This window comes from Pseudomonas sp. P5_A2_2 (assembly GCF_054177685.1).
Genome location: NZ_JBGCUL010000060.1, coordinates 1 through 12,883, shown reverse-complemented (window position 1 = coordinate 12,883; position 12,883 = coordinate 1). Strand labels below are relative to the sequence as shown.

15 protein-coding genes and 1 pseudogene are annotated in these 12,883 nt (G+C 59.7%); 13 read left to right on the top strand and 3 right to left on the bottom strand.

From position 1 onward, the window contains the following. Positions 1 to 210 precede the first annotated feature (210 nt). Both ACXRVY_RS07725 and ACXRVY_RS07720 read left to right on the top strand, forming a co-directional pair. The gene (locus tag ACXRVY_RS07725) at positions 211 to 801 is read left to right on the top strand and encodes a YceI family protein (RefSeq protein ID WP_223463821.1); all 591 of its coding nucleotides are present in this window, start codon (positions 211 to 213) and stop codon (positions 799 to 801) included. 1 nt (position 802) lies between these two features. Next, the gene (locus ACXRVY_RS07720; protein ID WP_223463822.1) at positions 803 to 1,960 is read left to right on the top strand and encodes a phospholipase D-like domain-containing protein; all 1,158 of its coding nucleotides are present in this window, start codon (positions 803 to 805) and stop codon (positions 1,958 to 1,960) included. A gap of 156 nt (positions 1,961 to 2,116) precedes the next feature. On the opposite strand, the gene bglX is transcribed toward ACXRVY_RS07720, so the two are convergent. Next, positions 2,117 to 4,408 (bottom strand): beta-glucosidase BglX, encoded by a 2,292-nt coding sequence (bglX, locus tag ACXRVY_RS07715; RefSeq protein WP_458237201.1) that lies wholly within the window; start codon positions 4,406 to 4,408, stop codon positions 2,117 to 2,119. Positions 4,409 to 4,671: 263 nt separating this feature from the next. On the opposite strand from bglX, the gene ACXRVY_RS07710 reads away from it, so the two are divergent. From ACXRVY_RS07710 to ACXRVY_RS07690, 5 genes are all read left to right on the top strand, one after another. After that, on the top strand, positions 4,672 to 5,277 hold the full coding sequence (locus tag ACXRVY_RS07710; protein ID WP_116262195.1) for a LemA family protein: 606 nt from the start codon (positions 4,672 to 4,674) through the stop codon (positions 5,275 to 5,277). Positions 5,278 to 5,314: 37 nt separating this feature from the next. Next, a complete protein-coding gene (locus tag ACXRVY_RS07705; protein ID WP_457266123.1) occupies positions 5,315 to 6,070 on the top strand; it encodes a TPM domain-containing protein in 756 nt (251 codons plus the stop codon). 28 nt (positions 6,071 to 6,098) lie between these two features. Beyond that, a complete protein-coding gene (locus ACXRVY_RS07700) occupies positions 6,099 to 6,716 on the top strand; it encodes a TPM domain-containing protein (protein ID WP_223463009.1) in 618 nt (205 codons plus the stop codon). Positions 6,717 to 6,846: 130 nt separating this feature from the next. Further along, positions 6,847 to 7,149, top strand: coding sequence for a helix-turn-helix transcriptional regulator (locus ACXRVY_RS07695; protein ID WP_223462955.1), 303 nt, complete (start codon positions 6,847 to 6,849; stop codon positions 7,147 to 7,149). Further along, positions 7,136 to 7,492: a putative holin gene (locus ACXRVY_RS07690; RefSeq protein ID WP_108216780.1), complete on the top strand. Its 357-nt coding sequence runs from the start codon at positions 7,136 to 7,138 to the stop codon at positions 7,490 to 7,492. The genes ACXRVY_RS07695 and ACXRVY_RS07690 overlap by 14 nt, the downstream gene beginning before the upstream one ends. Positions 7,493 to 7,573: 81 nt before the next feature. Here ACXRVY_RS07690 and ACXRVY_RS07685 read toward each other — a convergent pair whose 3' ends face one another. After that, positions 7,574 to 7,999: a helix-turn-helix domain-containing protein gene (locus ACXRVY_RS07685; RefSeq protein WP_223462956.1), complete on the bottom strand. Its 426-nt coding sequence runs from the start codon at positions 7,997 to 7,999 to the stop codon at positions 7,574 to 7,576. A 300-nt stretch (positions 8,000 to 8,299) separates the two neighbouring features. Between ACXRVY_RS07685 and ACXRVY_RS07680 the strand changes: the two genes are divergently transcribed. From ACXRVY_RS07680 to ACXRVY_RS07670, 3 genes are all read left to right on the top strand, one after another. Next, on the top strand, positions 8,300 to 8,578 hold the full coding sequence (locus ACXRVY_RS07680; protein ID WP_223462957.1) for an Ogr/Delta-like zinc finger protein: 279 nt from the start codon (positions 8,300 to 8,302) through the stop codon (positions 8,576 to 8,578). Between the two features lie 2 nt (positions 8,579 to 8,580). Beyond that, positions 8,581 to 8,943: a hypothetical protein gene (locus ACXRVY_RS07675; RefSeq protein ID WP_223462958.1), complete on the top strand. Its 363-nt coding sequence runs from the start codon at positions 8,581 to 8,583 to the stop codon at positions 8,941 to 8,943. Between the two features lie 132 nt (positions 8,944 to 9,075). Beyond that, positions 9,076 to 10,290: a class I SAM-dependent methyltransferase gene (locus ACXRVY_RS07670; protein WP_458237200.1), complete on the top strand. Its 1,215-nt coding sequence runs from the start codon at positions 9,076 to 9,078 to the stop codon at positions 10,288 to 10,290. Here ACXRVY_RS07670 and ACXRVY_RS07665 read toward each other — a convergent pair. Next, positions 10,281 to 11,273 carry a DMT family transporter gene (locus tag ACXRVY_RS07665; protein WP_223462960.1) on the bottom strand — a complete coding sequence of 331 codons (993 nt, stop codon included), beginning with the start codon at positions 11,271 to 11,273 and terminating at the stop codon, positions 10,281 to 10,283. The two genes, ACXRVY_RS07670 and ACXRVY_RS07665, sit on opposite strands and share 10 nt — an antisense overlap. Positions 11,274 to 11,569: 296 nt before the next feature. Here ACXRVY_RS07665 and ACXRVY_RS07660 point away from each other — a divergent pair, with 296 nt between their 5' ends. From ACXRVY_RS07660 to ACXRVY_RS07650, 3 genes and pseudogenes are all read left to right on the top strand, one after another. Next, positions 11,570 to 12,151 (top strand): DJ-1/PfpI family protein, encoded by a 582-nt coding sequence (locus ACXRVY_RS07660; protein WP_223462961.1) that lies wholly within the window; start codon positions 11,570 to 11,572, stop codon positions 12,149 to 12,151. 15 nt (positions 12,152 to 12,166) lie between these two features. Continuing rightward, positions 12,167 to 12,346: pseudogene (locus tag ACXRVY_RS07655) on the top strand (ribbon-helix-helix domain-containing protein); the annotation flags it as partial. Positions 12,347 to 12,454: 108 nt separating this feature from the next. After that, on the top strand, positions 12,455 to 12,799 hold the full coding sequence (locus ACXRVY_RS07650; RefSeq protein WP_223462962.1) for a YegP family protein: 345 nt from the start codon (positions 12,455 to 12,457) through the stop codon (positions 12,797 to 12,799). Positions 12,800 to 12,883: the final 84 nt, after the last annotated feature.

The window sequence follows — 12,883 nt, the reverse complement described above, 5'->3', positions numbered from 1 at the left end:
GGCCGCAGCAACAGCGCCGTGTGGATGGGGGAGCGACAGGGCTGTCGCTTGGAGCCATGATCACAATGAAGTTCCTGGGTGAGGGGAGGGCTTTTGTGGCGAGGGAGCAAGTTCCCTCGCCACAAAAGCAGGTTTGGCGTAATAGACGGCTTGCAATGCGCTGAAGGCCAGTTAAGGTTCAGCACAGGTTTATCTGCCCCACGAGTCTCTATGTTCAAGCGCTCCACCCTTCAATCCCTTGCTTTCCTGCTGCTGGCCGGTGCCGCGTTGTCGGCCCGCGCCGATTGGTACCTGGATGGTGAGTCCTCGCGTCTGTCATTCGTCAGCACCAAAAACGCCAATGTTTCCGAAGTGCAGCGCTTTCTGGTGTTGCACGGCAAGGTCGATCCCGAGGGACTGGCGCAGGTGGAAGTCGAGCTGGAATCGATCAACAGCGGCATCCCGTTGCGCGATGAGCGCATGCGCAAGGAACTGTTCCAGATCGACCGGTTTCCCGACGCCGTGATCACCACGAAAATCGATCTGCGCCCGATCAACGACCTCGCTCCCGGCGCGCAGCTGGAATTGCGCCTGCCGCTGATGGTGGACCTGCACGGCAAACAACACGAATACCCCGCCGAACTGCTGGCGACCCGTCTCGATGACCGACGCTTTCAAGTGGTGACCCTAGAACCGCTGGTGATCAACGCCGAGGATTTCGATCTGGCACCTGGTCTGGAAACGTTGCGCAAAATGGCCGGCCTGTCGGCGATCAGTCTGTCGGTGCCGGTGGGTGCGGTGCTGATTTTCACGGCGCGCTGACATGGCCGGAGCGATTTTTCCCTGGCGTGAAGGCAACCACTTCGAACTGCTGGTCGATGGTCCGCAGTTTTTCCCGCGCATGCTGGTGGCGATTGCCCGCGCCGAAGAACAGGTCGAGCTGGAGCTGTATCTGGTGGAAGCGGGCGCCTGCGCCGAAGCCATGGTCCAGGCATTGGTGCAGGCCGCCGAGCGCGGGGTGCGAGTGCGCTGCCTGTTCGATGACTATGGCAGCCTCGCCTTCACCCTGACCTTGCGTCAGCGGCTGACGGCTGCCGGCGTGGAGCTGCGTTTTTACAATCGCCTGAGCTGGCGGCGTTGGGTCGGCAACTTCTACCGCGATCACCGCAAATTGTTGCTGGTGGATCAGAGCCTGGCGGTCGTCGGCGGCACCGGTGTCACCGATGAGTTCTGGACCCCGGGGGAAGACGTCAGCGAATGGCATGAGGTGATGGTGGAAATCACCGGGCCGCTGGTGCTCGACTGGCAGTTGCTGTTCGATCGCCAGTGGATCGCCAACCGCCATCGTCGCGCCTGGCGACCGGCCTCGCATTTCGGCTTGCCGCGCCTGCCACGGGTGCCGTCCATGGGCGAGGGCATGGGCCGGGTGGCCTATGCCGACGCCCGTCAACACCGGGACATTCTGCAATCGCTGGTGCGCGCGTTGAACAGCGGCCAACGACGAATCTGGCTGGCCACGCCGTACTTTTTGCCGACCTGGAAAGTCCGCCGTTCCCTGCGCCGGGCGGCTGCCCGGGGCGTCGATGTGCGGTTGCTGCTGACCGGCCCCCGTACCGATCACCCGTCCGTGCGCTACGCCGGGCATCGTTACTACCCGCGACTGCTCAAGGCCGGGGTGAAGATCTTCGAGTACCAACCGTGTTTCCTGCACCTGAAAATGGTCCTGATCGATGACTGGGTGAGCATCGGCTCGTGCAACTTCGATCACTGGAACCTGCGCTTCAACCTGGAAGCCAACCTGGAAGCGCTGGACCCCGGGTTGACCCGGTCGGTGGCGGCGAGTTTCGAGCACGACTTCGCCCTGAGCCAGCAAGTCAGTCTGGAGGAGTGGAAGCGCCGGCCATTGTGGCGGCGGGTCAAGCAGCGGGTGTGGGGATGGGTGGATCGGGTGGTGGTGAATCTGCTGGATCGAAGGGGTTGAACCCAAACTTTCAAACACCCTGAAACCACTGTAGGAGCGACGGTGCGGCGACCCGACCTGCTCGCGATGGCGGCCTGACAGTCAACAATGATGTTGAATGTTATGGCGTCATCGCGAGCAGGCTCGCTCCTACAGGTTTTTGCGGTGTTTCAGGGATTAGAGCAACTCAAAACTCTGCTGCGTCACGTCCACTGAATCCAGGCCAATCTGCACGTTGAACTTGCCCGGTTCCGCCGCGTATTTGAGCTGGGTGTTGTAGAACTTCAGGTCGTCCTCGGTGATGGTGAAGTGCACGACTTTCTGCTCGCCAGCCTTGACCATTACTTTCTGGAAATTCTTCAGTTCCTTGATCGGGCGGATCATCGAGCCGGCCACGTCCTGGATGTACAACTGCACCACGGTTTCGCCGTCGCGCTTGCCGGTGTTTTTCACCGTGACGCTGGCGTCGAGCTTGCCGGTCTTGTTCAGTGTGGTCGACGACAGGGCCATGTCGCTCAGGCTGAACTCGGTGTAGCTCAGGCCATAGCCGAACGGGTACAGGGGGCCTGTGGTGTCATCGAAATATTGCGAGGTGTAGTTGCCCGGTTTGCCCGGAGTGAACGGCCGGCCAATGGTCAGGTGGTTGTAGTAGGTCGGAATCTGGCCGACCGAACGCGGGATACTGATCGGCAGTTTGCCCGACGGGTTGTAGTCGCCGAAGAGCACATCGGCGATGGCGTTGCCGCCTTCGGTGCCGGTGAACCAGGTTTCCAGGATCGCGTCAGCCTGCTCTTTCTCTTCGAGGATCGTCAGTGGGCGGCCGTTCATCAACACCAGCACCAGCGGTTTACCGGTGGCWTTCAGGGCACGGATCAGCTCGCGCTGGTTTTCCGGGATGTTCAGGTCGGTGCGGCTCGACGATTCGTGGGACATGCCACGGGATTCGCCGACGGCGGCAACGACCACATCGGCATCCTTGGCCGCTTTCACCGCTTCGTCGATCAGCACCTTGGCCGGGCGCGGGTCATCCACCACTTCCGGGGCGTCGAAGTTGAGGAAGTTCAGGTAACCGAGGATTTTCGGGTCGCTGGTGATGTTGGCGCCACGGGCGTAGATCAGTGTCGATTTATCGCCCAGCGCGGCGGTCATGCCATCGAACAAGGTCACCGATTGAGCAGGGCGACCGGCAGCGGCCCAGCTGCCCATCATGTCGATGGGCGCCTTGGCCAGCGGACCGACCAGGGCGATTTTCGCGGTCTTCTTCAGCGGCAGGGTTTCGTTGCGGTTTTTCAGCAGCACCTGGCTGCGGCGTGCCACATCACGGGCCTCGGCGCGATGCAGGCGGCTGTCGGCGTAGGTGTCGACCGGGTCATCCTCGGCCTTGCCGATGCGCAGGTACGGGTCCTTGAACAGGCCCATGTCGTACTTGGCGCCCAGTACCGCACGCACGGCGTTGTCGATGTCGCTCTGCTGGATTTCGCCGGACTTCAGCAGCCCTGGCAGCTCTTTGCCGTACAGGGTGTCGTTCATGCTCATGTGGATGCCGGCCTTGATTGCCAGCTTCGCCGCTTCGCGACCGTCGGCGGCAACGCCGTGCTTGATCAGCTCGAATATCGCCCCGTGGTCGCTGACCGCCAGGCCCTTGAAGCCCCACTCCTTGCGCAGCAGGTCGTTCATCAGCCAGGTGTTGGCGGTGGCCGGCACGCCGTTGATCGAGTTCAGCGCAACCATGACTCCGCCAGCGCCGGCATCGATGGCGGCACGGTACGGCGGCAGGTAGTCCTGGTACATCTTGACCGGGCTCATGTCGACGATGTTGTAGTCGCGGCCACCCTCGACCGCGCCGTACAGGGCGAAGTGCTTGACGCTGGCCATGATGCTGTCGGCCGCGTTCGCACCAGTCCCCTGAAACGCCTTGACCATCACGCCGGCTATGCGCGACACCAGGTAGGTGTCTTCGCCGAAGCCTTCGGAAGTACGCCCCCAGCGCGGATCGCGGGAGATGTCGACCATCGGCGCGAAGGTGACGTCGAGGCTGTCAGCCGCGGCTTCCTTGGCGGCAATACGCCCGGACAGGCCGATGGCGTCCATGTCCCAGCTCGAGGCCAGGGCCAGCGGGATCGGGAAAATGGTGCGGTGGCCGTGGATCACGTCGTAGGCGAAGAACATCGGGATCTTCAGGCGGCTGCGCATGGCCGCGTCCTGCATCGGCCGGTTTTCCGGGCGGGTGATCGAGTTGAACGTACCGCCGATGTTGCCCGCCGCGATTTCCTTGCGGATCATTTCGCGCGGCATTTCCGGGCCGATGCTGATCAGGCGCAGTTGGCCGATTTTTTCATCGAGGGTCATTTGCTTCATCAGGTTGCTGACGAAGGCTTCCTTGTTCTCCAGGGGTGCGGGCGTCGTGGCGGCCAATACGTTATGACTGGCCAGGCTGACGAACAGGCCCAGCAAACACAGCTTCTTCATGAATAGTTTTCTCAAGGGCCCAAACGGCGATGTACACGCCGGCCAGCCAAAATTTAGGGAGCGTCTATTGTTGTTCGGGTGCCGGCTCAAAAGACCAGAGCCAAAAAACCACAGCCAGATGGCGGATGCGTTTTTGCGCAGGGCCTCTTTTTAGCCCATCGGCCCGTTGCAATCCAGAGGCGCGGGCGATTATGCCCCAAGAGCCGGCCCAGAAGGTTTCACGGTCGGTTTTTTCATGACATGTACAAGGGAGCATCAGCCTGATGAATGTAAGTCCAACCTACCGTTCGCGCCTGCAGGTCGCCACGCTGCTGATGTTGGCCACGTTGCTGACTGCCTGCGGCATCAACAATATCCCGACCCTCGATGAACAGGCCAAGGCTGCCTGGGGCCAGGTGCAGAACCAGTATCAGCGCCGTGCCGACCTGATTCCCAATCTGGTGGAAACCGTCAAGGGCTACGCCAAACATGAAGAAGAGACCCTGACGGCCGTCATTGAGGCTCGGGCCAAGGCCACCTCGATCCAGGTGGATGCCTCGACCCTCGACAACCCGGAAAAACTCAAGCAGTACCAACAGGCCCAGGATCAGCTCAGCGGCGCCTTGAGCCGTTTGATGGTGGTCTCCGAGCGTTATCCGGACCTGAAGGCCAACCAGAATTTCCTCGCCTTGCAATCGCAGCTTGAAGGCACCGAGAACCGCATCAGCGTGGCCCGGCGCGACTTCATCCTCGCAGTGCAGAAATACAACACCGAGATCCGCACGTTCCCCGGTCGCCTCTGGCACAGCGTGATGTACAGCAATCTGCCGGTGCGCGAGACCTTCGAAGCCACACCAGGGTCGGAAAAGGCCCCCGAGGTCAAATTCTGAACAGCGGTCATCGGTGTCACCACGCAAGAGGTTGCCAATGCGCGTCCTGAAAACAGGCCTGTTGCTGTTGTTATGGGTGGTGACGATCGCTGCCCGGGCCGAGCTGAGCTTCCCGGCGCTGACCGGGCGGGTGGTCGACAATGCGCAGATGATCGAGCCATCGGTGCGCCAGCATCTCACCCAACAGCTTCAGGCCCATGAGCAAGCCACCGGCGAGCAGCTTGTGGTAGTGACTTTGCCGGATTTGCAGGGTACCGACATCGCCGACTTCGGGTACCGGCTCGGCCGCCACTGGGGCATCGGGCAGAAGGACAAGAGCAACGGCGCCTTGCTGATCGTCGCCCGTGACGAGCGTAAACTTCGCATCGAAGTCGGATACGGCCTGGAGGATCGCCTGACCGATGCCCAGAGTTCGGTGATCATCAACCAGGTCATCACCCCGGCGTTCAAGACCGGCAACTTCAGCAAGGGCATCAGTGATGGCGTGGCGGCGATGCTGGTAGTGCTGGGCGGCAACCCCTTGGACGAACCCTCCACGGCGTATGCGTCCAGAGGCGATCCGGGGGACGATTTCGTCTCGCGGCATCCCGGGTTGTTCGTGTTTTTGCTGATGTTGCTCATCCTGACTGTTTTTGTGTGCCAGATGCTCGGTATTCTTCCTGCCGGCCGGGGCGGCTCCGGTGGATCCGGGGGCGGCTTTGGCGGTGGTGGATTTGGCGGCGGCGGTGGAGGGGGAGGCTTCAGCGGCGGCGGGGGCAGTTTCGGCGGGGGCGGTTCGTCCGGCGGCTGGTGATAATAAAAACGAGCAGGCAATTCACGACATGGCATTACTGACTGAACACGAACAACGCAAAGTGGCCGAGGCCATTGCCCGGGTCGAGCGCGAGACCGACGCAGAACTGGTGACCGTGCTCGCGGCCCGCGCCGACGACTATGCGTACATCCCGCTGCTGTGGGCCAGCCTGCTGGCGCTGCTGGTACCGGGCATCGTGCATTACTTCACCGGTTGGCTGACCCTGCACAGCCTGCTGCTGGTGCAATGGGCCCTCTTCATCGTGTTATGCCTGGTGTTCCGCCTGCCGAAAGTCACCACCCATCTGATCCCGCGCTCGGTGCGCCACTGGCGCGCCTCGAACCTGGCGCGCCGACAGTTCCTGGAGCAGAACCTGCACCACACCGAGGGCAGCACTGGCGTGCTGATTTTCGTTTCCGAAGCCGAGCGTTACGTGGAGATCCTGGTGGATGAAGGGATTTCCAGTCGCCTGGACAACAAGCACTGGGACGCGATCGTCGCCACATTCACCCGGCAGGTGCAGCTGGGGCAGACGCTGCAAGGGTTTATCAGCTGCATCGAAGCCTGCGGCGAGCTGCTCAAGGTGCATGTGCCAGTGACCCATGTGCGCAATGAGTTGCCGAACCGGTTGGTGGTGCTCGGCTAAGTCTTGCAGTGGCGTTGTGTAGCGCTCGCCGCTACAACTCCCGTTAATTGTTCGGGTTCGGCCTTGTCGTCAGTATTTCTCTCTAACAGTGGACGCCCAGCGACGGGTGTTCCCGCGAAGAGGGATTCTTATGTCAAGCCAACAATCGAATGACTCTTTGGCACGGGTAGCACCCGGCGGAGAGGGAAGTACGCCAACGGCGAAGCTGACGGCGAAAGAAACACAAATCCTGATGTGGTGTTTCAAGGGCAAGACTTCCTGGGAAATCGCCAGGATCGAGAATTGCGCGGAGTCTACCGTCAATTTTCACTTCGCCAATATTCGCCGAAAGTTCGACGTCGACTCTCGCAGTTCTGCCTTGCTCAAGGCGATCGAGTCGGGAGCCATCATCGTGGATTCGGTCGTTGCGCGAGGTGCGCATGAGCCTGACTGATTCGACCTACAACGGTATCAGCGGGCTCATGTTGGGAATGGGGATTGCATCGCTGCCAGTGGTTGATGGCGAGGTACTGTTCGGTGCAATGCTCGGCGCGTGGCTGGTCACAACCACTCGCACTGACTTCAAAGCCTGGCAGCGCATCGGTTCCTGGTTGCTGTCTGCGGGTGTCGGTTACCTCTTCACGCCTGTCGCACATCCGCTGGTGCCTTTTCTGACAGCAGGCGTGACAGCCTTTCTTTGCGCACTGGTTGTTATTCCTATCAGCATCAAGCTCATGCAATGGATCGATAGCGTCGGTATCGGCGAAATCATTCGACACCTGCGAGGGCGAAGATGAGGGGCCGTGAATGGGTTGCTCTGGTGTGGGTGGCGGACGCGGCATGTCTTGAAGCAATGAAACTTCGGATTACATGGGTCATCAAGTTTCATTCGAAGGTTTAAGCGTTGCCAGAATGGAAGCCATTTCGGAAAGCCTGAGTTCCATATCACGCAGTCGTTGCTTTTCCTCGAGTGCGTTTTGTATGGCGCAGCGATCATCTTCGCCGAGCAACCGCCAGAGCGTGAGAATGGTGTTTTCCCGTGCTGTGCTTTCCTGATTGGCTTCCGAAGAATTAGTAACTGTTTGTCTCAAAATCGGACCTTCGCCCAGCAGCAGCCAGTCAAGGGATATTCCMCGGTTTTGAGCGATTTCTACGCATAGTGAGTATGGCGTGCTATCGCGCCCTTTCCAGCTGCTAAGGGTTTGCGGGCTGATCTGTAGCGCGGAAGATAAAGAGGCATCGGTTTTTGTGCCCGTGACTTGCTTTAATCGAGCCAGAACAGCTTGTGATTTTTTGCTACGCAATTTGAGCCTCTTTCTTTTGACTTATGCTTTTTGAGTGCCTAATTTATGCGTAATGAATACTTTTTTTCATGTGAGTAATCAATCTTCAAAGATGAGTCAGAAGAATACGATGTTGAAACTTCCTAATAGTATCAGGGTGATTTCCTACGAGCATGGCTCGAACCCATTACACGTCCGCCGGATGCACCTCCTTATGCCTGGCAGACACTGTTCGCAAGTCCGGAGTGCCGCGATGAACGTTTCAAGCAGTATTGCGTTTGATCAGGTTGATTGCCACTCAATGACCGTCGGGAATCAAGCATGAGTACTTATAAAATGGTGTGTCCGCACTGCTTGAACAGGATGCGCATCCGCACCAGCGAGGGCCGACATATTTTCCTGCGGGTGGCGTATCTGCAATGTACGTCGGAAGCTTGCGGTTGGTCCGTACGTGCCGAGTTTGAAATGACCCATGAACTTTCGCCCAGCGGCATGCCCAATCCGGCCGTACGTTTGCCTTGCGCCGGACCCGATTTGCGCCGTGCCGCCCGGCCCGTAGCAGTCAGTCCTGCCACGACAGACGTGCCGCAGGGGGCGTGAGCATGAAAATCATCGATGAATATGCAGACCTGAATGGGGAGCTGCTGGCTATAGCCCAGGCGTTTCTGGGGCGCCATGAAAGTGAAGGGGGGAACGATGATCAAGTCCTGTTTTGTCGCGCGGTGAAGCATCTGCAGAATATGGATGTACCGATGTACCTGGCGGAAAGGCTGGTTAGCCGTGCCTACGGCGTACTCAAGTCGTGCAACGACCGGCGGCGCCTGGATATCGAGGCAAGTTCCGAAACGGTCGCCGTGGTGACTGACCCTGCCAATGGCCTGACTTGGGCGGTACCAGTGGGGCTGATCGTCAAACACATCATCAACTCGCCGAACAACCGCAGGCTTCGCTTGGTGGAACCCTGAGTTTTCGGCGGTTGTATTGAGGTCCTGGGCATCATGACTGGGACCTGCCGCAAAATAACTCCGTGCCCAAAGTCCTCGTCCCCCTTAAAATAACGGCATTCTCCGATTTGCATCGCCTGAGGCCGTTTTTCCATGTCCGTCACCGCCACTCCCGCCAGTCTCGCGCCGGATCATCACACCCAGTTCATCGACCTGGTGCAAACCAGCCTCGAGCAAAATGCGTTCATCAAACTGGTGCTGGCCAGGTACGTGGGTGATGAAACGGACCTGCAGCGGATCATCATCAAACCGGTGACGGTCAAGGCGCTGCCTAGCCTGTCCTTTGTCTACCGCTACAAGACCCGCGACATCACCAAGAACCTGCCGCTGGCCGAAGGTGTGGCAAGCATTGCCGGACTGCTGCCAGCGTCTTTCAAAAATGCGCATTTGTTGGCGTTGACCGACGAAGTCCAGCTCGAATACAGCAAAAAGGGCAAGTCATCGCTGTTCAAGAGCAAACCTCAACAATTGCGCGAAGTGCCATCGGCCGAGCACAACCGTGAGAAAAACCGTTTTCTTGACCTGAGCCGGCCGTTTCTCGCCGACCTGGGTGTGACCAACAAGCAGCATGAACTGATCCCGGCGATGTCGCGCAAGTGGAAGCAGATCAACAAGTTCATCGAAGTGTTCAGCCATGCGCTGACCTCGTCGCCCCTGGCGCTGGACAAACCGGTGCGCGTGGCGGACTTCGGATCGGGCAAGGGTTACCTGACCTTCGCCATCCACGACTATCTGCGCAACACCTTGAAGGCCGAAGGTGAAGTGACCGGCGTCGAGTTGCGTGAAGACATGGTCACCCTGTGCAACGCCGCGGCCGCCAAGCTTGAACACCCCGGCCTGGTGTTCAAGTGCGGTGACGTGCGCAGCGTGGCACCGAGCGAGCTGGATGTAATGATCGCCCTGCATGCCTGCGACATCGCCACCGACTATGCGATCCACACCGGCATCCGCTCCGGCGCGGCGATCATCATGTGCTCGCCGTGCTGCCACAAACAGATCCGCCTGCAAATCCAGAGCCCGGCGCTGCTCAAGCCGATGCTGCAATACGGCCTGCACCTGGGCCAGCAGGCGGAAATGGTCACCGACAGTTTGCGCGCGTTATTCCTTGAGGCCTGCGGCTACGAGACCAAGGTGTTCGAGTTCATCTCACTGGACCACACCAACAAGAACAAGATGATCCTGGCAGTCAAACGCGCCGAGCCGGGGGACCCGGCCCGGTTGCTGGCGAAGATTCAGGAACTGAAGGACTTCTATCACATCAGCGAGCATTGCCYGGAAACCTTGCTGCGCGCTGACGGTTACCTTTGATCCTGTGGGAGCGAGCTTGCTCGCGATGGCGGATTTACAGTCGACAGATGTGTTGAATGTGATGTCCCCATCGCGAGCAAGTCGGATCGCCGCACCGTCGCTCCCACAGGATTGGGTTTGATCGCGGTCTTGCGTCCCAGCATCACAGTCACAATGACGCCGGCAGCAAACAGCCAGGTAATCGGCTCCACATGTTCACCGAAGAACAGCGCCGAGAAGGCGATGGTGAAGAAGATCTGCAGCAACTGGATCTGACTGACCCGGGCAATGCCGCCCATGGCCAGCCCGGCGTACCACGCGAAGAAGCCGATGAACTGCGAAAACAGCGAGACATAACCGAAGGCCCACCAGGTCTTGGCGGAAATTTCGCCCTGATGTTGCAGCGCCAGATACACCACCGGCCCGATCAGCAACGGCGTCGACAGCACCAGTGCCCAGCAGATCACCTGCCAGCCGCCCATCTCCCTGGCCAGTCGGCCTCCCTCGGCGTAGCCCAATCCGCCCACTGCAATGGCCCCCAGCATCAGCAAATCACCGGCCTGAATGCTGCCGGCACCGCTGATCAGTGCATAACCGAGCACCAACGCGCTGCCCAATGCGGCGCAGGCCCAGAAGGCTTTTGAAGGCCGTTCATGGGACAACCACGCGGCATACAGGGCCACGCACAGCGGCTGCAAACCGTTGACCAGCGCACCGTGGGACGCCGGCAAGGTTTGCATGGCCCAGGCCGACAATACCGGGAAACCGAGGATCACCCCGGCCATCACCAGCGTCAGGCCTTTGACCTGTTTCCAGGTCGGCCATTTTTCCCGGTGCCACAGCAACAACAACGCCGCCGGAACCGCTGCAAACAGTGCCCGGCCCAGGCCATTGAGCAGCGGGTGCAGTTCCTGCACGACGATCCGCGTGAAGGGCAGGGTGAGGCTGAAGATCACAACGCCGAGCAGGCCCAGGGCCATGCCGGTGTTTTCGCGCGAGGACATGATGGCAACCAGAATCGTGGAGGGTGGGAGAGGGTGTTATCTAGCCATAAACCCGGGGCTGTGGCGCTTACAGCTGGCTACAGAAGTATCCGTACAGTTTGAGGCCGCCATCGCGAGCAAGCTCGCTCCCACAGGTCCTGTGTCGTTCTCGTGGCCAACGCAAAACCTGTGGGAGCGTGGCTTGCCCGCGAAGAACGATAACGCGGTCCATCAGGTAGTAGCCGGTTGTTACCCACCCCACCGGATAAGGACTACCTTGAATACTCCTGCACGCCCACTTCCAGAGGAGTCCTCCCATGGCTGCGAAAAAAATTCTGATGCTGGTTGGTGATTACGTCGAAGACTATGAGGTGATGGTGCCGTTCCAGGCGCTGCTGATGGTCGGCCACACAGTACACGCCGTTTGCCCGGACAAAACTGCCGGCCAGACCGTGCGCACGGCGATTCATGACTTTGAAGGCGATCAGACCTACAGCGAAAAACCCGGTCACCTGTTTGCCCTCAACTTCGATTTCGCCAAGGTCAACGCCGCCGATTATGACGCCGTGCTGATTCCGGGCGGCCGTGCGCCGGAGTATCTGCGCCTGAACGAAAAAGTCCTGGAACTGGTGCGCGCATTCGACAAGGCCGGCAAACCGATCGCCGCCGTGTGCCATGGCGCGCAGTTGCTGGCGGCAGCGGGTGTTCTCGAAGGTCGCGAATGCAGCGCTTATCCGGCCTGCGCTCCGGAAGTGCGACTGGCGGGCGGTACGTATATCGATATTCCGGTGACGGACGGCCATGTTCAGGGCAATCTGGCCACGGCTCCGGCCTGGCCTGCGCACCCGAACTGGCTGGCCGGTTTCCTGGGGTTGCTGGGTACCAAAATCACGCTGTAACGAGGGGGCATGTCCATGTGCGAGCTGTACGTCAAAGCCGACCCGATTCTTTACGAATCGCGCTCCCGCTCGCTGCGCATCTGCGGGGTGGTCACCACCCTGCGGCTGGAGAATCAGTTCTGGGACATCCTCAGCGAAATCGCCGAGGTCGATGGCATGACCACCAATCAGTTGATCGCCAAGTTGTATGAAGAGACCTGTGGGAGCGAGCTTGCTCGCGATGGGGCCGGTACAGACGACAGAAACACCAGGCTGGTCTTTACTGTGAAGCGCGCAACCTCTCAATCGCCCAGGAGAAAGAGCATGTCCGGATGGTATGAAGTGAGCAAAAGCAGCAATGGCCAGTTCAGGTTTGTCCTCAAGGCGGCCAACGCCGAGACCATCCTGACCAGCGAGCTGTACACCACCCACGCCGCCGCCGACAAAGGCATCGCCGCGGTCCAGGCCAACAGCCCGCTGGATGAGCGTTACGAGAAGAAAACCACCAAGGATGGCCACCCGTATTTCAACCTCAAGGCAGGCAACCACGAGATCATCGGCAGCAGCGAGGCCTATTCCTCCGCTGCAGCCATGGAGAAAGGCATCGCCAGCGTGAAGGCTAATGGCCCGAGCAAAGTGGTCAAGGACAAGACCTTGCCAGTGCTTTGAACGCTACCTTCACATCCAGTACCAATCCTGTGGGAGCGAGCTTGCTCGCGATGGCGGTCTGACAATCAACATCTGTGTTGAATG

Bases quoted from the DNA above. Each gene is read 5' to 3' on its own strand.
- ACXRVY_RS07660 (WP_223462961.1), top strand. From the start codon at position 11,570: ATGGCTGCGAAAAAAATTCTGATGCTGGTTGGTGATTACGTCGAAGAC.
- ACXRVY_RS07690 (WP_108216780.1), top strand. From the start codon at position 7,136: ATGAGCCTGACTGATTCGACCTACAACGGTATCAGCGGGCTCATGTTG.
- ACXRVY_RS07710 (WP_116262195.1), top strand. From the start codon at position 4,672: ATGAATGTAAGTCCAACCTACCGTTCGCGCCTGCAGGTCGCCACGCTG.
- ACXRVY_RS07725 (WP_223463821.1), top strand. From the start codon at position 211: ATGTTCAAGCGCTCCACCCTTCAATCCCTTGCTTTCCTGCTGCTGGCC.
- ACXRVY_RS07695 (WP_223462955.1), top strand. From the start codon at position 6,847: ATGTCAAGCCAACAATCGAATGACTCTTTGGCACGGGTAGCACCCGGC.
- ACXRVY_RS07680 (WP_223462957.1), top strand. From the start codon at position 8,300: ATGAGTACTTATAAAATGGTGTGTCCGCACTGCTTGAACAGGATGCGC.
- ACXRVY_RS07665 (WP_223462960.1), bottom strand. From the start codon at position 11,273: ATGTCCTCGCGCGAAAACACCGGCATGGCCCTGGGCCTGCTCGGCGTT.
- ACXRVY_RS07720 (WP_223463822.1), top strand. From the start codon at position 803: ATGGCCGGAGCGATTTTTCCCTGGCGTGAAGGCAACCACTTCGAACTG.
- ACXRVY_RS07650 (WP_223462962.1), top strand. From the start codon at position 12,455: ATGTCCGGATGGTATGAAGTGAGCAAAAGCAGCAATGGCCAGTTCAGG.
- ACXRVY_RS07705 (WP_457266123.1), top strand. From the start codon at position 5,315: ATGCGCGTCCTGAAAACAGGCCTGTTGCTGTTGTTATGGGTGGTGACG.
- ACXRVY_RS07700 (WP_223463009.1), top strand. From the start codon at position 6,099: ATGGCATTACTGACTGAACACGAACAACGCAAAGTGGCCGAGGCCATT.
- ACXRVY_RS07675 (WP_223462958.1), top strand. From the start codon at position 8,581: ATGAAAATCATCGATGAATATGCAGACCTGAATGGGGAGCTGCTGGCT.